Below are 18201 nucleotides of genomic sequence, written 5' to 3' on the forward strand. Positions count from 1 at the left end.
CCGGCAATCTTCTGCCGGCGCCTTCCGCCGTCAGCCCGCCGACGCCGATCCGCCACAGCGCCGGGCGCCGCCGCGCCTCGGCGAGCAGTTCCTCAGCCTCGGCGAGGGTGCCGGCCATTGGGTCCACACTGCACGGGTCAGCCACGTCGTACCCGCCGTCCGCCACGCGAGGGCTGCGACCGTGCGCAGCAGGACCAGTACCAGCACCGCCCGGTCCAAGGGCGGCAGGACTCCGATGCCCTCGGCGGCCAGGCGTTCGCCCACGGTGTCGTCGTAGCCGCTGGTGAAGCCGGATATTCCATGGTGTTCGCGGACCAGCAGGACGCGGCCGTGGCCGGCCAGACTCCGGACGGCAACTGCCCGCAGTGCATCGGTCTGCAGGGCGGGAAATGCTTCGCCGGGCACCAGCCCGTCGGCGGTCTCTAAGGCCGCGAGGGCGGACTGGACGTCCTCGTCGACATCGGAGAGCGGTGTCTCACTCATCGTCGTCCTTCTGCACCGGCGGGGCCTGGCTCGTGCCCGGGAGTTGGTCGTGAGCGGAGAACCCGCTCCAGCTGATGATGTGTCCGTGCCGTGCGTGGCGGGCCGCGGTGTCGTAGGGCGAGACGATCGCCCGGGACGAGGGCGGCAGGCCCCGGTCCGTCGTCCTCGGCAGTGCGCCAGAGCAGGCGTCCTGCGGCGTCACGGTGGTAGTTCTGTACCATCATCTGGCGCAGGGCCTGGACGTGCGGGAGGAACACGCCGACCACCTTGTGCTCCGTTTCGTACCAAGCAGCGTGCGGTGGCCCGCCCGTGAGAGGGGCGCTACCGCACACTGCCGGCTCCGGGACAGGTCGCGGGAGCGGTGCCCGCAGGTCGTCCGGGGAACGGCCTCCGGCTCAATCGGTCTTGACGGGGGTCAGGGTGAATCCGTCGTTGGGCTTGCCTGCGAGGAACTGGGCCAGCCCACCGCTGAGCGCGTACGTCGTCCCGCCCGGTCCCACGGTGACGTCGCTGGTGATGGGGTCGTTGACGGAGTCGGTGACGCTCACCGTGGCTTCCTTCCAGCCGTCGCGGGGCTTCACATGCTGGATCGTGGCGGGCTTGCCGGTCAGCAGACCGCTGCTGACCACATTGATGGAGCCGTCCTTCAGGAGCTCCATGCCGGCCGGAGGGGACGACAGCGGGGTGGAGAGCTTCACCTTCTGCGCTTTTTCGGGGTTGTCGACAGGCACCCGTACCAGGGAGCCGTCGGCCATGGAGATGATCAGCTGGTTTCCCTCCACCCACTCGACCGCTGTCATACCGACATCGTCAAGGAAGTCGGGAATGTCGAGCTTGCCCTGGAGCAGGTCGTTCTGCAGGAAGATCGAGCCGCGGCCGTTTCTGTCGACGCTGAACACCGTCGCGGTCAGCTCGTCGACGGCGTACGTGGTGCCGTCGGGCGCCACCGCGACGTCGGAGATCAGGTGCTTCTTGCCGTCGTTGGCGACCGCGGTCAGATCGACGCACCAGTGCTGCTTCCCGCTGGCGAGGTCGTAGCTGCCCACACCGGCGACCTTGAAGGGGTTGTCCTTGTGGGAACGGTCGGCAATGCCGTAGTCCGTATTGCTGACCAGGATGCGGTCCCGCTCGCGGTCGATGTTGACGGCCTGCGCCGACACCAGCGCCGGGTCGTCGATGTGGGTGCGCACCCTTCCGTCCCGACCGAAGGCGGATACCTTGCCTTGCTTCAGCGAGGTGGCGAAGAACGTCTTCGACTGCGGGTCGTAGTCCAGGGAGTGCGGGAACACGTTCGCGCCATCGGCCTTGATGACGTTGGGCGTCTTCTGCTTGCTCTGCTGGGTCTGTGTCTGGGTCTGTGTCTGGGGCTGCTCGGATCCGGATCCGGGTCCGGCAGAGGAATCGGAACTGCTCGCGGCCAACGCCGTCCCGGTGGCCGCGGCAGCGACAAGTGCCGCGCCCGCGAGGGCAATCCTCAGCTTCGTCCTCTTCATTGTCCTTGCTCCTCGGGAGAGTTGGGGCCGGTGTGTACTGCGGTGAGCTGTATGGGGGGTCACTTGGTGATGTCGCGTCCGAGCAGGGCGGCCAGCCGGTCGATCGCGGGGGCGTCTTCCGGAGCGGTCCGGGACGGCGCGAACGGAGCGCCCGGCCCGGAGGGCAGCTGTGCGACGAGGCCGCGGGCGAACTCGGTCTCCCGCTCGACCGTGGCGTCGTCGAACAGGGCTTTCTGGCCGATGGCCCGGGCCAGGTCCCAGCCGTGCACCAGTTGGTCGATGGTCTGAAGATGCAGCGCCACAGCGCCCGGCACCTCACCGATCGGGGCCTGCACCGTGCGCTCCAGTGCTCCTGGCGCCTCGAAGGCGGTCACCAGGGCGGCGGCCGACGTCCGGAACTTCTCCTTGAGCGCTTCTGGAGCGGGGTCGGCATCGAGCGCGGGCAGGGGCGGCTCCGCCCCCATCACGAGGGCGAACGTGTGCTGTCCCGCCGCCAGATGGTCGACAAGCTGCTGGACATCCCAGTCGGTGCAGGGCGTGGGCGCGCTCCACTGCTCCTTCTCCACGGCCTCGACCAGGTGGGCAACGGTGTCAATGACCTCGGCGAAAGCCGTGACAGGTGTAGTGGACATGGGGAACCTCCAGTTGGCGTGAAAGAGAAGAAAAGAGGGGTGGCAGCGTCATCGGCGGCGGGAAGGCGCGCGTGACAGGGCCCCCGCGGCACTCCCTGCCGGCCTCGGGCCGGGGGCTGCCGGGTGACGTTCAGGCGTGACGCTCTGAGCGGACTGTGGTCTTGCGGCGGCCGGACGGCCGAGTCAGGAATGCACGGGAGGATCGACGCGTGCGGGGGTGCCGACGGCGGGGTGGGCGGTTGCCGGCCTGTCCGCAGCGGGCTGGAGGGTCTGGTTGAGCAGCTGAAGCGCCGCCTGGGCGGCGGAGCCGGGCGCCGCCGTCGTCACCACTACCCGGATCCCCTGTCCCCGGGGCACCGGCAGCGAGTGCTGCAGCACGTCCAGCTCCCCGACCATCGGATGGTGCATCCGGTACTCGGCCGTGTCCCAGGCGCGCACCCGGTGCTCGGCCCACAGCTTGGCGAACTCCGGGCTGCGCATGGTCAACTCGCCGATGAGGGAGGCCAGCTGCCGGTCGTCCGGATACTCGCCGACTGCCTGCCGGAGCTTGCCCACCACGTCCCGTGCCTTCCTGGGCCAGTCCACGTACAGGTCCCGGGTGTGGGCGTCCAGGAATACCAGCTGGGCCGTGTTGGGCCGCGTGGCCGCTTGATCCGGGCTGTCCGGGGCCAAGTGCCCGGCGAACAACGCATGCCCGGCGCGGTTCCACGTCAGGATGTCCGAGCGCCGGCCGAGGACGACCACGGGTGAGTCCCCGAAAGCATCCACCAGTTGGCGCACCGCTGCGGTGACCCGCTCGGCGGGGAGCCGGCGGCGGCTCTTCCAGGCATCACCGGACAAGGTGTGCAGGTGACGCCGCTCCGCGTTGTCCAGCCGCAGAGCGGTGGCCAGCGCGTCGAGGACCTGGGGCGAGGCGTTGAGCGACAGACCCTGTTCCAGCCGGATGTAGTAGGCCACGCTGACACCGGCCAGCTGGGCCAGTTCCTCACGCCGCAGCCCCGGCACCCGCCGCCGGTCGCCGTAGTCCGGCAGCCCCACGTCTGCCGGCTTCAACTGCGCCCGGCGAGTGGACAGGAACTCACCGAGGAGGGACTTGCCGTGCGTTGTCTCGTCCATGCGACCGAGTATGGCCAGGCTCTCCACATCTAGCCTGCTCCTGGGAGTAGCAGACACGACGTCGCGGGCACGCGCCCGGCGCCCCCGATCTCACCGGAGTCGCTGCGGCGCGAGCTGCCGGTGCGGCGTGCCGGGTCGGTGAGTGAACGCCGTCCCGGCACCGGTCGTCCTCATCGCATCCACTCACGCACGGACGCATTACCGTTGACGTCCTCCACGGGGTAGGCGCATGCGCGGCCCGACATGGAACGGCGCACCTCGGACAGTGTCAGCGGGGCGCTACCGGAACAGGGTCGGTCGCGCGCTGTGATCACCGTTGTGCACCGGCGGCCATGCTGGGCCGGATATCCCGGACGTCGGGGAGGCATCGGGCGTACGACCTGGCCCTGGCCGGGCTGGTCGCCTGATCGACGCTGTTCTACGACACCGGCGCCGACTGGCTCATCGGTCTGTCGATGGCGGTGGCAGTGGTGTTCCGGCGGCGTCTTCCCCTGACCGTGATGGCGGTCGTCTCCGCTCTCGTCCTGACGCAGTATCTGCTGGCGACGCTTTCCCGCGAGCCGTTGGCGGGAGACGTCACAACTGAGTATGTCGATTACGGGCAGCAACGCCTGTCGGTGAGTTCCAGCAACGACTGGGTGGGGTCGGCGTCTGGAATCTCGGTGAGTTTCAGCAACACCGCCGGGGCCGAGGGAGCACCGACGGAACGGGCGGCATCACGGTCACGATGCCGCCCGTTCCGTCTTGTCAATCGTCGCGGCGGCCGGGCAGCTCCGGGCGGTGGTCTGCAGGCGGAAGACAGCCCAGGCACAAGCGGGCCCGCGCCTCTGCACCCGCTTCGATCCCGAGACACGCGGCGGCGACTACGACAGTCGGAGATCTTGTGATGGGGTCCGCGTGCTGTCGTTGACCGGGGATGATGCGGGATGTGACGGCTGAACTGATAGCCGAGTGGCGTGACGAACTGACCAGACTGACCGGCTCGTTGGGGCGTCTGTTCAACCGGCCTGAGCCGCGGGTGGTGTTCGCGCAGTTCATCGGGTGTGGATCCAGGTGAGTGACCGGCATCATGAGCCGCGGAGCCATAGGGAGACCCTCGAGCGCCCGGTCGAGCGTCTCCCGGTCGGTCGCCTGCCACACCCCGAGGGCAGGGAGCCCGTCCGGGCGGAGCCAGAGACGGCGCAGCAGGCCCGCCGACGCAGCGTTGCCGGCGGCCACTGCCTCCTGCTGCCACTTGTCTGCGAGCTGATCCGGAGCCAGGCCGCTGGTGTCGCCCAGGACGAACTCGACGAAGTACTCGCGCCGGCCGTCGCGGCGCGGCGTTGACTGCAGCGGCGACGCTCGCCAGGATCGCGAGGCCGGGGGCGACGCCGAGGTGCTGGGCGGAGGTGAGCAGCGCCGAGGCGATCTCCGGTTGTCGTCGTCCACTCCATGGACTGCGGCCTGGTTCGGGCGATGACGCCGGTCCCGAAGCCGAGGGCGATCACCAGCGTCGCCGGTGCCATCCCGGTCCAGAGGTCCGTCTCGGTCGCGATCAGGGAGGACCAGACCAGCGGGCTCGCGCTGCGGCGCTGGGTGAGCGCGAACGCGAGAGGAGCGTGACCGCACCCCGTGCCGCCGGTGCCGGGTACTGTTTCCACGGCCGCCAGCCGTCCGGTGTGGCGCTCCGCGTCCACGACGTGCACTGGCCTGAGAGCCTGCGCTGGCGCAGGATGGCGACGATCCGGTCGACTTGCGCCTGTGACAGAGGAGGCGCGCCCTCGGCCTTGGCGGCTCCCGCCTTCCGGAGGTCCTCGAGTACGACCGCAGAGGCCGGGCGGCGCGGCCATGGTGTTCGCGAGGCGCTCTGATTGTCGGCGTGCTCTACGCTCACGGTCGTGCGTGCCGAGCGTCGAACCGACCGTGGTACATCGCTGCTGTTCTCGGCTGTGTCGTTTGCTGCAGCTGATGAACCCGACAGTTGCCTCCTTCCGACCCGGTCCAGCTGCCACAGGTGCATCGGCGTCTCACGCTGCCACCGGCGGTACGTGAGCGGATGCTGCTGTTCCTGGGCGCGGACCAGGCCATTGCGGGACAGCACCCGGTGGACCGTGGCCCGCGACGGCGCCGACTCCAGCCCGCGGCCGGACAGCTCGTGGGAGATCCGGCGGGCACCCCACCGGGGATGTCGGCGGCGCAGCTCGCAGATCTCGGCCTCAACCTCGGCGGACAGGCGCGTGGGACTGTTCCGCGGCCGGCGGGAGCGATCCAGCAGACCGGGCATGCCCTCCTGCTCGAACCGCCGCCGCCAGTTGTGCAGGGTCTGGCGCGAGGTGCCGTACCGGGCCGCGACCTCACCGATCGGAGACCCGCCGAGCACTTCGCGGACAGCCCGGTAGCGGTACTCGGCCAACTGCTGTACATCCACGACTCCGACGGAAGCGCCGCTGCCGCACCGGCAGTTGGGGGATAGCGGACGTTCAGCCGAACGTGTCAACCATGTCCAGAGCACAAACGGTTAAGCATCTCCTGAGACCTCACACCGACAGCCTCCTTCCTACGACTGGTCTTCGCCTGCCCGCAGCAGCGCTGCCATGCCCACCCATGACCGACGAAGCCGGTGCCAAGCGCGGAAGCTCGGCTCGGAGCCCGGGTCGATCGCAACGTCGGATTTCAGGGGAGGTGGCGATCGCAAGTATCGCAACCGAAGCATGTGAACTGAGGTGCTTCACCAACTGCGAGTTAGTGCCTGTTTGTATCCCTCGGCACGCCTTTGACCAGTCATTTTGTGTGGTTGGTCGAGAGTGAGGTCAAACGGCGGCGGTGAATAGGGTTAAGAACGGCAATCGAAGCATGTCTCAGTACGTGCTGCGCAGCCTGATCCGCAAGTAACAGATCGGGAAACCGGTCAAGTAACGGATCGCGTACGGCAGTTGGGCCGCATCCCCGGTGACGGGGGTGCGGCCCTTCGCGTACCGGCTTTTTGAGGACATCGCCCCGTCTCAGGTGGAACACAGGATTCCCCCAGCGGACCGGGACAGGATCGCAACATGTCTGGCACCTCTGGGCTGCGCACCGGCCGTATCCGCGTCCTCATCGTCGACGACGAGCCCGGTCTCACCGAACTGCTCGCCGTCGCCGTCACCGAGGCGGGCTGGCGACCCTACCCCGCCCTGGACGGAGAGAGCGCGCTGCGGATCGCCCGCGGCTGCGCTCCGCACGCCGTCGTCCTGGACGGCATGCTGCCCGACCTGGACGGCCTCCAGGTGCTGCGCAGTCTGCGGTACGAGAAACCGGAGCTGCCCGTCCTGATGCTCACCGCCCGGGACGCCCTGGAGCACCGTATCGACGGGCTGTCGGCAGGCGCGGACGACTATGTGACCAAGCCGTTCTCCCTGGAGGAGGTCGTGCTGCGGCTGCGCGGGCTGCTGCGCCGCGCCGGGGCCGAGCGGCGGCCGGCCGACGACTCCGTACGGGTCCTCGGCGATCTCGTGCTGACGACGGAGAGCCGCGAGGTGCACCGCGCCGGCACCCCCGTCGAGCTCACCGCCAAGGAGTTCGACCTGCTCAGCCTGCTGCTGCACCATCCGCGCCAGGTACTGAGCAAGGCCCAGATCCTCGACCACGTCTGGAGCAGCTCCTTCGACGGCGGCGGCAACCTCGTCGAGGTCTACATCTCCAACCTGCGCCGCAAGCTCGACAAGGGGCGGGCGCCGATGATCCACACCATGCGCGGCATGGGCTACGCCATCAGACCGGGGGAGGAGGGCAGATGACCGTCCGTTACCGCATGGCCCTGCGCACCCACTCGATGCGCACCCGCCTCCTCGTCTTCATCAGCGCCACGCTCGTCGCCGTGTGCGCTGCGATGGCCCTCACAACCGTTTTCGTCCAACGCACCTATCTGCTGGGCAACCTGGACGACCGCGTCACCAACGCCGTCGAACGCAGCCTGGGCGGCGCCTCGCTCCATCCGGACCTGGAGCGGGATCTGACGTTCCTCCGCGAGAGCGGCCATCCGGCCGGCATGCTCGCCGCGCGGGTCGACGACAGTGGCGGAATCATCTCCGGCGAGGTGGTCGGCCAGGACACCGAACCGAAACCGCTTACGACGGCCCAGCGCGAGGCCATGTCGGGCATCCGGACCGACGGCTCCAAGCACACCAGAACGGTCCCCGGCCTGGGCACCTACCGGATCACCGCCGTCGACTCCAGCGGTGTGCGCGTCCTGATCGGCCTCCCCATGGACGACGTACAGGACATGATCAGCGGCATGGTCGTGGTCGAAGCGGTCGTCGCGGCCGTCGGCCTCGCGGTCGCGGGCTGTGTCTGCGCGGTGGTCATACGACGGCAGCTGCGTCCGCTCGGCCGGGTCGCCGCCACCGCGGTCGAGGTCTCGCGGGCCCCACTGGACCGCGGCGAGGTGGCCGGGCTGACCCGGGTCCCCGCTGCCGACACCGACCCCGGCAGCGAGGCCGGTCAGGTCGGCGCAGCGCTCAACCGCATGATCGACCACGTGGAGTCCTCGCTCTCGGAACGCCAGCGCAGCGAGGACCGCATGCGCCGCTTCCTGGCCGACGCCAGCCATGAACTCCGTACACCTCTGGCGTCGATCGCCGGCTACGCGGAACTGATGAACCGCGGCACGGACAGGATCGAGCCCGTGCTCGCCTGGCGCCGGGTCTCCGCGGAGTCGGCCCGGATGACCGGGCTGGTGGAGGACCTGTTGCTGCTGGCCCGGCTGGACGAGGGCCGGCCGCTGGAGTCCGCCGAAGTGGACGTCGCGGCAGTGGTCGCCGAGGCCGTCTGGGACGCGCGGGCCGCGGGCGGCGGGCACGACTGGCAGCTGGAACTCCGCCTGGACGCAACGCCGCTGGTCCTGGGCGACGAGGCCCGCCTCCACCAGGTGGTGGCCAACCTGCTGGCCAACGCGCGGGTGCACACACCTGTGGGTACGAGGGTCGTCGCGACGGTGGAGACCGGGGCCGCCGAGTGCGTCGTACGCATCCACGACGACGGTCCGGGCATCCCGCCCGGCCTCCTCCCGACCGTCTTCGAACGGTTCACCCGCGCCGACGCCTCCCGCACCCGCTCCGGGGGCACAGGCGGCGGGTCGGGGCTCGGGCTGGCCATCGTGGCGGCGATCACCGCGGCGCACGGCGGGAGCATCGACGTACGGAGCGAGCCGGGGCACACGGAGTTCACGGTGACGCTGCCGACTCTGCGGAGCGAGGCGCCGGTGCCACGCGTGGACGCGGTCGCGGAGCCGACCAGGGCCGGTGTGCGGTGAGCCGGCCGCATTCCGGGGCGAGTGCCCAATCTCCTTCTGGCAGAAGGCAGTTGAGTCGGATTAGGGTTCGACCACATGGCTGTCAACTTCAATGATCACTATCATCCGCTGCTGCTGAAGCAGGTGCCGGAAGGAGCGCTGACGGCACTGGATGTCGGGTGCGGCACGGGGCAGTTCGCCCGGCTGCTCGCAGGGCAGGGACTCGACACCGAAGGCGTGGACGCCCATGCCGACGTCATCGAGGCGGCGCAAGCGTCCGGCGGGGGTCCTCGCTACCGACAGGCCGACGTACGCCAACTGGACTTACCGGACGCGCACTACGACGTCATTTCGTGCATCGCCAGCCTCCATCACATGCCGTTCGACTCGGTACTGACCTTGCGGAAGGCCCTCGCCCCGGGAGGCGTTCTGGTCGTGCTGGGGGTCTATCCGGTCAGCACGGCCACCGACTTCGTGTGTGCACTCCCGGCAAGGTGTCTGCTCAGGGCGGACCGGCTCCTGAGCAGGCGCGATCCCGCCCCGCCCGTTCAGGTGCCGATCGTCTGGCCACCGCCCCTGACCTACGCCGAGACCCGCGCCGAATCCGCCCGTCTGCTGCCCGGTTCGACCATGCGCCGCCTGCTGTTCTGGCGGTACCTGCTGGTGTACCGGGCCACTGAGGCCTTCGCCTCCGGGTGACGTCACAACGGTTCGACGGTGAAACCGGGACCGGTGACGAAGCCGTCGGCCACGACGGGCGGGCCGGCCTGGTTCGCCTCGCGCACGACCGCCCAGGCGTCCGTCACCGGACCCATGTGCCCGAGCTTGTCGGGGTTGGTCACCGAGCGGACCGTCTGGTTCCGGCCGCCGAGGATGTCGAGCGCCAAGGCGTTGAGGACCTTGCCGTCCCGCTCGCGGAAAAGCGCCGCCCCAGGCCGGCCGTTCACCTCGCGCGGCTCCACCGCGACACCGACGCGCACCAACGGCGCGAGAACCACGACGAGCACCTGCGCCACGCGCCCGACGCGGGCCGAGCGCAGCACCCTCTTGAACGGACGACACGGGCCCGATGGACACCACCCACCGGGCCCGCCCGCAACGTCCCGCTCAGCCGACCCGGCAGGGCAGGGTCGCCGCCGAATCACCGCCGGAACCGGTTACGACGTAGCCGAACGTCGTGCTCTCGCCCGGATCCAGCGATCCGTTCCAGTCGGCGTTGTGGACCATCACGTCCTGCCCGCTGTACGTCGGATTGCCGCTCCACAGACTGTCGACCCGCTGACCGCTCGCCAGTGTCCAGTCGACCATCCAGCCGAGCATCGGGACGTCCCCGGAGTTGGTGACGGTCACCTCGGACTGGTAGCCGCCGCTCCAACTTCCGGTCGTCCTCCGGGCGGCCGTGCAGGTGCCCGGCACCGGGTCGGTCGGGTTGCCGGGCTCCTTGATACCGGTTACCTCGCCGTTGCCGCCGTCGAAGACGACGTCGGAGCAGGAGTAGAAGGTCTCCGCACTGTCCGAGCGCTGCCACACCATGTAGACGAGGTGCCGCCCCGACTTGCCCGCGGGGAGCTGTCCGGACCAGGAGTAGTTGGCCTCGACCGTGCCCGGTGAACCGTTCAGCGGCGGGTGGTCGACGCTCAGGAACGGCTGCTCCTCCATGTCGTCCCAGGTGAGCGTCGTGGTCGGATCGAAGCCGTCCTTGGTGATGTACACATAGAACCAACCCGGGTGCGCGGCCCAGGCGTTGTACGAGAAGTCGACGGTCGCGCCCGAGGTCAGATGGGTCAACGGCCAGTCGGCACTAGGGGTGTTGAAGCCCGTGAAGTTGGTGTTGCCGCCGCTGCACAGCTCGCCGTCCGGCACAAAGCCGCGAGTGCGGCCGGCACCGTCCGAGCGCAGCACGGAGAACCAGTTGTAGAACGGCGTGGTGCCGCTGACCTGCTGTGCCGTCTTGCAGGCCGGGTTGACGGGCTTGATCTCACCGGTGTCGGTCAGCCCGTCCTGCCAGCACAGGAAGGTGCGGCTGCCGGGCTTCATCGGGGTGCCGTGGGCCTCCGCCTTGCCACCGGCCGTGACGATCAGGCCGAGGGCCGGGACCGTCGTGAGCAGGGACAGGAGGACGAGGAGGAGGGCTCCTCGGCGGGTCGGGAGCGGTAATCGGGGTCGGGGGCGGGGAGTTGAGGATGCGGCTGTCACGGACATGACAGTTCTACGTCCCTTCGCTCGGCGGTCGTGAGGAACGTGCGCACGTGGATGCGGGGGACGGGAGTGGTCCTGGGCGGGTTCCGGTCCACCGGGTGTGGGAGCGCTCCCACCCCCCGCTGTGGGGAAAGTAGCGCCGCGTTGCCCACTTGTAAACGCCTGACGCAAGAGGGCCGCACCGGGGTGGGTGCGGCCCTCGTTGGAGCAGGGGAAATCCGGACAGCGTGCGAGCGCGGGCCCGTTGGCCGCTCCGGGCGGACCCGGTGGACTGGTCCACCGGGCCCGCGAGCCGGGTCGGCAAGGGGGGTGGGGGACCGACCCGGGTGTTGTGTGGCTTGTGACGACACCGCCGTGCGACAACGTTGTCTAATAGTCTGTGAAGTGACTGTACCGCGTCAACCGACAACGATGTCAAGCGAGTTGCCGCGTTGACCCGTCCGTGTGGCCGAGCCGCGTGCCGGCACGGCCGTACGCGGTCTTCCGTGGTACCGGTGGCGCACGCTACTGTCCCCGCGGCTTGTGCGACCTGTGGTGCGCGACCCGTCCGAAGGAGGAGGGGCCGCGTCATGCGTTTCCGTCCTATGTCCCTGCTGCTGGCCGCCGTTCTCACGGTGGCCGGCGCCTCCCCCACTCTCGGCTTCGCTCGAGCGGGGGGACCCCCATCCCCGGCGCTCGCCGCGCCACCCGACGAACTCGTCCAGGACCCCACCGCGTACGTCGATCCGCTCATCGGCACCAAGAACGGCGGCAATGTCTTCCCGGGCGCCGTCGTTCCGTTCGGCATGCTCTCCTGGAGCCCGGAGAACACCAGAGGCGATGCCACCCGCACGGCCGCGCCCGGTGGCTACCTCTACGACGCCACCCGCATCCGGGGTTTCAGCCTCACGCATATGTCCGGCACGGGCTGCGCGGGCGGCAGCGGCGACATCCCGTTCTTCCCGTACGCCGGTGAGGTCACCTCGTCCCCGGCGAGCGACACCAAGGACGCGGTGTACGCCTCCGACTTCAGTCACGCCGACGAGAGGGCCGAGCCCGGCCACTACAAGGTGGGCCTCGCCTCCGGTGTCACGGCCGACCTGACGGCGACCGCGCGCACGGGTTCGGGCCGCTTCACCTATCCCGCCGACAAGCCCGCCTCGTTGCTGATCCGCACCGCCAACTCCGAGGTGGGCTCCACCGATTCGTCGATCGAGATCGACCCGGCGACCCGAACCGTCTCCGGTTCCGTCACCTCCGGCAACTTCTGCGGCTACCTCGACCCCGAAGGCCAACGCGCCTACTACACCCTGCACTTCACCGCCCGTTTCGACCGGGCCTTCAAGGCGACCGGCACCTGGCAGGACGACAAGCTGGCCCCGGGCTCCACGGCGGCCGGCGGCGGCACCGGCGGATTCACGAACGGCGGGCGGCCCGTCGCGGGCAAAGGCGCGGGCGGATACGTGGAGTTCGAGCCCGGCGCCGGTCCGGTGAACGTCAAGGTCGGTATCTCGTACGTCAGCCGAGCGGGCGCCGAGGCCAACCTCGCGGCGGAGAACCCGCCCGGCCGTTCCTTCGCCTCTGTGCAGAACGCCGCCCACCGGTCCTGGCGCGACCGGCTCGACGCCATCCGCGTCGGTGGCGGCACGGACGCCGAGCGCACCACGTTCTACACCGCTCTCTACCACTCCCTCTTCCACCCGAACGTCATCAGCGACGTCAACCGCAGATACCGGGGCAGCGACGGCCAGGTGCACACCGTCGGCCATGGCCGTCAGGCGCAGTACGGCACCTTCTCCGGCTGGGACGTCTACCGCTCCCAGGTCCAGCTGCTGACCCTGCTCGACCCGCGTACGGGGTCGGACATCGCGCAGTCGCTGTACGAACTCGCCGAGCAGAACGGCGGCATCTGGGACCGCTGGCTGCACGGCGCGAGCGGCACCCACGTCATGAACGGCGATCCCTCACCCATCGCCCTCGCAGGCATCCGCGCCTTCGGCGGCAAGGACTTCGACCTGCGCGGAGCACTGGACTCCCTGGTCCGGGCGGCCACCGTGCCCACGGAACAGGACCTCTCCTCCGCCGGGAAACCGGTGCTGTCGGTCGGCCAGCGCCCCTCCCTCGACAAGTACCTGAAGCTCCACTACATGCCGTCGGTCTCCAACGCCTGGGGCGGCGGGGCCGAGACGCTGGAGATGTCCGGCGCCGACTTCGCGCTCTCCCAACTCGCCTCGGCGGCAGGGGAGAAGGACACGGCCGGCGACTTCGCGGCCCGGGCCCAGTGGTGGCAGAACAACTTCAACATCGCCGCCGACTCCACCGGCGGCTACATCGCCAACCGCAAGGCCGACGGCAGCTGGGTAACCGGATTCACCCCGGCCACCGGCAACGGCTTCGTCGAGGGCACGGCCGCCCAGTACACCTGGATGGTGCAGCACAATCCGGCCGGTCTCTTCGCTGCGCTGGGCGGCAAGGACGAGGCCATGGCACGCCTCGACTCCTTCTTCCACAACGCCGACGGCAGCTGGGCCTTCACCGGCAGCGGCGGTGAGAGGTCCGAACTGGACAACGAGCCGTCGATCAACGTCCCCTACCTGTACGCCTACGCGGGCGCCCCGTACAAGACGCAGGAGACGGTCCGCGCGGCCATGCGGCAGCTCTGGTCCACGCAGCCCGGCGGCATCCCCGGCAACGACGACCTCGGCGCCATGTCGTCCTGGTACGTCTTCTCCGCGCTCGGCATGTATCCCCAGGTACCGTCCCGCGCCGAACTCGTCCTGGCCTCCCCGCTGTTCCCGAGGATCGAGATCGACCGCCCGTACGGCAACGACATCTCCGTCCGCGCGGAGGGAGCGGCGGCCGACGCACCGTACATCCACTCCCTGAAGGTCGACGGCCGTGCGAGCGACCGCCCTTGGCTGCCCGCCTCCTTCGTACGCGACGGCGGCCGACTGGACTACACCCTCTCCGGCACACCCGACCCCACCTGGGGAGCGTCCCAGACACCGCCCTCCTTCCGTGAGGGCGAGCAGCCGTACCAGATCGGCGTCGGCCCGACCACGGCGACGATCGCGCCGGGCGGCAGCACGAAGGCCGCCATCCGCGCCCTGTCGATGAGCGGGGACGGCTCGGGACCCGAGGTGCACTTCCGTGTGGAGACGCCCGAGGGGATCACCGCAACTCCCGGCGAGGGAACGGTCGTCGACGGATCGCAGGAGGTCACCCTCGCCGCCTCGGAGGGCATCCGGCAGGGCTTCTACGACGTCGGGATCACGGTGACTTCGGACGGCACCTCGTACGAGCAGCCCGTCGCCCTGACCGTCGCCGCGCCCGGCTCCCTGCTCGCCGCCTACAACAACACCGGCGTCTCGGAAGACGAGGGCGATCATGACGAGGCCGACTACGACGGCGGCGGCTGGAGCTACTCCCGCCAGGCCCTGGCCGCGGCGGGCCTCACTCCGGGCGGACAGGGCACGGTGAACGGCCTGAGCTACACCTGGCCGGACTCGCCGAGCGGCCGCCCGGACAACGCCACGGCCGACGGCCAGACCGTCGAACTGGCCGACGGCATCACGCAGTTGTCCTTCCTCGGGAGCGCCGTCAACGGCAACCAGCAGTCGCAGGCGACGGTCACCTACACCGACGGCACGACCGGCACGGTCGATCTGGCCTTCACGGACTGGACCGTCGGCGGTGGCAGCGGCAGCGTCCAGTACGGCAATGAGATCGTCGCGCGGGCTGCGTACCGGAACGTCGCCGGTGCGGACCGGGATCAAGTCGACACGTATGTCTTCGCCACGAAACCGTTTACGGCACCGGATGCCAAGCGCATCAAGAGCGTGACGCTGCCGGACGACGCGGACGTGCATGTGTTCACGCTTGCGGTGAGTTGAGTTGCGCTGAGGTGAGCGTTGCCGGCCGGGTCGCGCTGAGCTGCGTCGAGTTGCGCCGATTCAGCTCAACAGGTCGCGGAGCCAGGCCAGCTGGCCGCGTACGTGATACGCGTCGCCGCCCTCGTGGCCGTTGAACGGATAGGCGTGGATCTCCTTGCGGGGGTCCACGCCGCTCAGCTCCGCGTAACGGTTCCAGGCGGCGTACGCGCCGCTCGGCGGGCACACCGTGTCGCGCAGGCCGACCCCGAAGTGCGCCGGGGCGTGGGCGCGGCGGGCGAAGGAGACGCCCTCCAGGTAGGAGAGCGTGCGGTACGCGGCCTGTTCGGTGCCGCGGTGGACGGTGAGGTACGCGGCGATCTCGCCGTACGGGCCCGCCTCCGTGAGGTCCAGTGCGCGCCGGATACCGCACAGGAGCGGCGCGGTGACCAGGACCGCCGTCAGGTCCGGGACGAGTCCGGCGACGGCCAGGGCGAGGCCGCCGCCCTGGCTGTTGCCGACGGCCGCGGTCCGTGAGCTGTCCACGCCGGGCAGGGCGCGGACGGTGGCGACGGCATGTACGGCGTCGGTGACGAGACGTCGGTAGTGGTAGTCGTGCGGGTCGAGCAGGCCGCGTACCGCCGGGCCGGGGCCGCCCGGTGCGGTGGCGTGCGGGTCGGGAGTGCCGCCGCCGTTGCCGTACTGGTCCCCCTGGCCCCTGTTGTCCATCAGCAGATGCGCGTAACCGGCGTTCACCCAGGTCAGTCGCTCGTGCGGGAGGCCGCGGCCGCGTCCGTACCCCGCGAACTCGACGACCGCGGGCAGGGGTTCCCGTACCCCGGCGGGTCTGCTGAACCATGCGCGCACGGCGTCGCCCGCGAAGCCCCGGAAGGTCACGTCCCAGGTCTCGGTCAGCCGCAGCCCGGTGTCCACCGGGTGTACCGAGACCAGGGGTTCGGCCTGCTCGGCCGCTTTCAGGGTGTCCCGCCAGAACGCGTCGAAGTCCGCGGGCTCGTCGAGGTCCGGGCGGTGGTGCTCCAGTTCCGGCAGGGGCAGGTCGAACGCTGGCACGTCGGCACCTCGCAGGAGTCGGTCTCAATGCAGAAACTTGCGATGGGTTGAGCGGGGCAAGCCTCGATGACTTACCCACGCAACGGTGGGTTGCAACGCTGCCTGCTTGTCTCAACCGACCACTGCAACACCCATTGACAGCGCTTTCTGAGAGCTTTAAGTTGCCGCAAGTTGCCGGTAATAGCTCGAAAGTTTCGGTTCCGTGAATCCGTCCGGGAGGACCGAGCATGAGCACCTCCACCAGATCGACGCCACCGCCCGGAACCCAGGACCCATCGACGCCGAAACCCGCGCGCTCCGCCAAGTCCCCTTCCACGCACAACGGTTGGCGACGGGCCTTGCGCAGGGACTGGCAGCTGTACTCGCTGGTCGTGCTGCCGCTGCTGTTCTTCCTGGTCTTCCGCTATCTGCCGATGATCGGCAACGTGATCGCGTTCAGGCGCTTCGAGCCGGGCGGGTCGATCCTGGGCGAGGAGTGGGTGGGCCTGCGCTATGTGCAGATGTTCCTCACGGACCCCACCTTCTGGCAGGTGTTCCGCAACACCCTGTGGCTCGGCGGGCTGACCCTCGTGTTCTGCTTTCCGATCCCGATCGTGCTTGCGCTGCTGCTCAACGAAGTACGCAGACGGGCGCTGAAACGGTTTGTGCAATCGGTTTCGTATCTGCCGCACTTCCTGTCGATCGTCATCGTCGCGGGCATCACCATGCAGATGCTGGCCACGGACGGCCCGGTCAACGCCATGCTCGGCTGGTTCGGGCACGACCCGATCCGTTTCATCCAGGAACCCGAGTGGTTCCGCACGGTCTACGTCGGCTCGGAGATCTGGCAGACCGCCGGCTGGGGCACGATCCTCTACCTCGCCGCGCTCACCACGATCGACGAAGACCTGTACGAGGCCGCACGCATCGACGGCGCCAACCGCTGGCAGCAGATCTGGCATGTGACCCTGCCCGGCATCCGGCCCACCATGATCACGCTGCTGATCCTCAACATCGGTACGTTCATGGTGGTCGGCTTCGAGAAGGTCCTGCTGCTGTACAACCCGCTGACGTATCCGACGGCGGACGTCGTCTCGACGTACGTGTACCGCATGGGTGTCGAGTCCAACAGCTTCAGCTACGCCGCCGCCATCGGTCTGTTCGAGGCGATCATCGGGCTGGTGCTGATCACGTCCGCGAACCAGTTGTCGCGCCGCACGGTGGGGACGAGCCTGTGGTGAGGACGAGTCGCGGTGACCGCGTCTTCCAGGGAGTCAACGGCTTCATCCTCACCGCCGTCGTGGTCGTAACCCTTTACCCGTTCGTCAATATCATCGCCCGCTCGTTCAGCGGTGAGCGGCAGATCCGAGCCGGTGAGGTGACGTTGTGGCCCAAGGGCTTCAACCTCACCACCTACGAGATCGTGTTCAAGGACTCGATGTTCTGGCGGAACTACGGAAACACCGTGTTCTACACGGTCGTCTCCACCGTCGTCGCCATGGTCCTGACGACCTGTTACGCCTATGTCCTTTCGAAGAAGCACCTCAAGGGACGCGGACTGCTCATCGGTATCGCCGTGTTCACCATGTTCTTCACCGGCGGTCTGATCCCCAACTACGTCCTGATCACCAGCCTCGGCCTGAAGAACTCGGTCTGGGCGATCGCGCTCCCGAACGCGATCAGCGTCTTCAACCTGCTGGTGATGAAGGCCTTCTTCGAGAGCCTGCCGGACGAACTCGAAGAGGCCGCGCAGATAGACGGGTTGAGCACATACGGCATTCTGCTGCGGATCGTGCTGCCGCTGTCGAAAGCGGTTGTCGCGACGATGGTGCTTTTCTACTCGGTTTCCTTCTGGAACTCCTGGTTCAGCGCCTTCCTCTACATGGACCGGACCGACCTGATGCCGGTCACCGTCTATCTGCGCAATCTCATCGCGGGAGCCACCACCGGTGGTAACGCAGGCGCGGGAACCGAGCAGCTCAGCCAGGTCGCGGCGAACATCCAGTCGGTCACGATCGTGCTCACCGCGCTGCCCGTCCTCTGTCTGTACCCGTTTGTCCAGCGCTACTTCGTGTCGGGCGTGATGCTCGGCGCGGTCAAGGGCTGACAGCCGCCGCACGCCACTACGGAAC

17 protein-coding genes are annotated in these 18201 nt (G+C 69.0%); 7 read left to right on the forward strand and 10 right to left on the reverse strand.

Going from position 1 to position 18201, the window contains the following annotated elements; translation table 11 throughout:
- Positions 1 to 30: 30 nt before the first annotated feature.
- From KCH87_RS04050 to KCH87_RS50685, 6 genes are all read right to left on the reverse strand, one after another.
- On the reverse strand, positions 31 to 483 hold the full coding sequence (locus KCH87_RS04050; RefSeq protein ID WP_210584183.1) for a hypothetical protein: 453 nt from the start codon (positions 481 to 483) through the stop codon (positions 31 to 33).
- Positions 476 to 685: a hypothetical protein gene (locus KCH87_RS04055; RefSeq protein WP_210584185.1), complete on the reverse strand. Its 210-nt coding sequence runs from the start codon at positions 683 to 685 to the stop codon at positions 476 to 478. The genes KCH87_RS04050 and KCH87_RS04055 overlap by 8 nt, the downstream gene beginning before the upstream one ends.
- Positions 686 to 878: 193 nt before the next feature.
- Positions 879 to 1976 carry a hypothetical protein gene (locus KCH87_RS04060; protein WP_210584187.1) on the reverse strand — a complete coding sequence of 366 codons (1098 nt, stop codon included), beginning with the start codon at positions 1974 to 1976 and terminating at the stop codon, positions 879 to 881.
- A 59-nt stretch (positions 1977 to 2035) separates the two neighbouring features.
- A complete protein-coding gene (locus tag KCH87_RS04065) occupies positions 2036 to 2608 on the reverse strand; it encodes a TIGR03086 family metal-binding protein (RefSeq protein WP_210584189.1) in 573 nt (190 codons plus the stop codon).
- A 183-nt stretch (positions 2609 to 2791) separates the two neighbouring features.
- Positions 2792 to 3724, reverse strand: coding sequence for a helix-turn-helix domain-containing protein (locus tag KCH87_RS04070; protein WP_210584190.1), 933 nt, complete (start codon positions 3722 to 3724; stop codon positions 2792 to 2794).
- 747 nt (positions 3725 to 4471) lie between these two features.
- Entirely contained in the window at positions 4472 to 5152 is a 681-nt protein-coding gene (locus KCH87_RS50685; protein ID WP_210584191.1) for a muconolactone Delta-isomerase family protein, read from the reverse strand.
- Positions 5153 to 5179: 27 nt separating this feature from the next.
- Between KCH87_RS50685 and KCH87_RS04080 the strand changes: the two genes are divergently transcribed.
- On the forward strand, positions 5180 to 5326 hold the full coding sequence (locus tag KCH87_RS04080; protein WP_210585026.1) for a hypothetical protein: 147 nt from the start codon (positions 5180 to 5182) through the stop codon (positions 5324 to 5326).
- On the opposite strand, the gene KCH87_RS48835 is transcribed toward KCH87_RS04080, so the two are convergent.
- Complete coding sequence (locus tag KCH87_RS48835) at positions 5259 to 6215, reverse strand: helix-turn-helix domain-containing protein (protein WP_308298744.1); 957 nt, start codon at positions 6213 to 6215, stop codon at positions 5259 to 5261. The genes KCH87_RS04080 and KCH87_RS48835 overlap by 68 nt on opposite strands.
- 538 nt (positions 6216 to 6753) lie before the next feature.
- Between KCH87_RS48835 and KCH87_RS04090 the strand changes: the two genes are divergently transcribed.
- The 3 genes from KCH87_RS04090 (at position 6754) to KCH87_RS04100 (ending at position 9671) form a co-directional block, all read left to right on the forward strand.
- Positions 6754 to 7479, forward strand: a complete 726-nt coding sequence (locus KCH87_RS04090) for a response regulator transcription factor (RefSeq protein ID WP_210584192.1) — start codon at positions 6754 to 6756, stop codon at positions 7477 to 7479.
- On the forward strand, positions 7476 to 8993 hold the full coding sequence (locus tag KCH87_RS04095; RefSeq protein WP_210584193.1) for a cell wall metabolism sensor histidine kinase WalK: 1518 nt from the start codon (positions 7476 to 7478) through the stop codon (positions 8991 to 8993). The genes KCH87_RS04090 and KCH87_RS04095 overlap by 4 nt, the downstream gene beginning before the upstream one ends.
- 75 nt (positions 8994 to 9068) lie before the next feature.
- On the forward strand, positions 9069 to 9671 hold the full coding sequence (locus KCH87_RS04100; protein WP_210584194.1) for a bifunctional 2-polyprenyl-6-hydroxyphenol methylase/3-demethylubiquinol 3-O-methyltransferase UbiG: 603 nt from the start codon (positions 9069 to 9071) through the stop codon (positions 9669 to 9671).
- Between the two features lie 2 nt (positions 9672 to 9673).
- Here the strand turns inward: KCH87_RS04100 and KCH87_RS04105 are convergent, their stop codons facing one another.
- Together KCH87_RS04105 and KCH87_RS04110 are read right to left on the reverse strand one after the other, a co-directional pair.
- Entirely contained in the window at positions 9674 to 10015 is a 342-nt protein-coding gene (locus tag KCH87_RS04105) for a hypothetical protein (RefSeq protein WP_210584195.1), read from the reverse strand.
- Positions 10016 to 10079: 64 nt separating this feature from the next.
- The gene (locus KCH87_RS04110; protein ID WP_374198952.1) at positions 10080 to 11168 is read right to left on the reverse strand and encodes a lytic polysaccharide monooxygenase; all 1089 of its coding nucleotides are present in this window, start codon (positions 11166 to 11168) and stop codon (positions 10080 to 10082) included.
- A gap of 572 nt (positions 11169 to 11740) precedes the next feature.
- On the opposite strand from KCH87_RS04110, the gene KCH87_RS04115 reads away from it, so the two are divergent.
- Positions 11741 to 15043 carry a GH92 family glycosyl hydrolase gene (locus KCH87_RS04115; protein ID WP_210584200.1) on the forward strand — a complete coding sequence of 1101 codons (3303 nt, stop codon included), beginning with the start codon at positions 11741 to 11743 and terminating at the stop codon, positions 15041 to 15043.
- Between the two features lie 60 nt (positions 15044 to 15103).
- On the opposite strand, the gene KCH87_RS04120 is transcribed toward KCH87_RS04115, so the two are convergent.
- A complete protein-coding gene (locus KCH87_RS04120) occupies positions 15104 to 16090 on the reverse strand; it encodes an acetylxylan esterase (protein WP_210584202.1) in 987 nt (328 codons plus the stop codon).
- A 227-nt stretch (positions 16091 to 16317) separates the two neighbouring features.
- Here KCH87_RS04120 and KCH87_RS04125 point away from each other — a divergent pair, with 227 nt between their 5' ends.
- Together KCH87_RS04125 and KCH87_RS04130 are read left to right on the forward strand one after the other, a co-directional pair.
- Entirely contained in the window at positions 16318 to 17310 is a 993-nt protein-coding gene (locus KCH87_RS04125) for a sugar ABC transporter permease (protein WP_210584204.1), read from the forward strand.
- Positions 17304 to 18176: a carbohydrate ABC transporter permease gene (locus tag KCH87_RS04130; protein ID WP_210584205.1), complete on the forward strand. Its 873-nt coding sequence runs from the start codon at positions 17304 to 17306 to the stop codon at positions 18174 to 18176. The genes KCH87_RS04125 and KCH87_RS04130 overlap by 7 nt, the downstream gene beginning before the upstream one ends.
- The last annotated feature ends 25 nt before the right edge of the window (positions 18177 to 18201 follow it).

This window comes from Streptomyces sp. GESEQ-35 (assembly GCF_017948485.1).
Taxonomy (GTDB): domain Bacteria; phylum Actinomycetota; class Actinomycetes; order Streptomycetales; family Streptomycetaceae; genus Streptomyces.

Bases quoted from the DNA above. Each gene is read 5' to 3' on its own strand.
- KCH87_RS04050 (WP_210584183.1), bottom strand. From the start codon at position 483: ATGAGTGAGACACCGCTCTCCGATGTCGACGAGGACGTCCAGTCCGCC.
- KCH87_RS04060 (WP_210584187.1), bottom strand. From the start codon at position 1,976: ATGAAGAGGACGAAGCTGAGGATTGCCCTCGCGGGCGCGGCACTTGTC.
- KCH87_RS04065 (WP_210584189.1), bottom strand. From the start codon at position 2,608: ATGTCCACTACACCTGTCACGGCTTTCGCCGAGGTCATTGACACCGTT.
- KCH87_RS04070 (WP_210584190.1), bottom strand. From the start codon at position 3,724: ATGGACGAGACAACGCACGGCAAGTCCCTCCTCGGTGAGTTCCTGTCC.
- KCH87_RS04080 (WP_210585026.1), top strand. From the start codon at position 5,180: ATGACGCCGGTCCCGAAGCCGAGGGCGATCACCAGCGTCGCCGGTGCC.
- KCH87_RS04090 (WP_210584192.1), top strand. From the start codon at position 6,754: ATGTCTGGCACCTCTGGGCTGCGCACCGGCCGTATCCGCGTCCTCATC.
- KCH87_RS04095 (WP_210584193.1), top strand. From the start codon at position 7,476: ATGACCGTCCGTTACCGCATGGCCCTGCGCACCCACTCGATGCGCACC.
- KCH87_RS04100 (WP_210584194.1), top strand. From the start codon at position 9,069: ATGGCTGTCAACTTCAATGATCACTATCATCCGCTGCTGCTGAAGCAG.
- KCH87_RS04115 (WP_210584200.1), top strand. From the start codon at position 11,741: ATGCGTTTCCGTCCTATGTCCCTGCTGCTGGCCGCCGTTCTCACGGTG.
- KCH87_RS04125 (WP_210584204.1), top strand. From the start codon at position 16,318: ATGAGCACCTCCACCAGATCGACGCCACCGCCCGGAACCCAGGACCCA.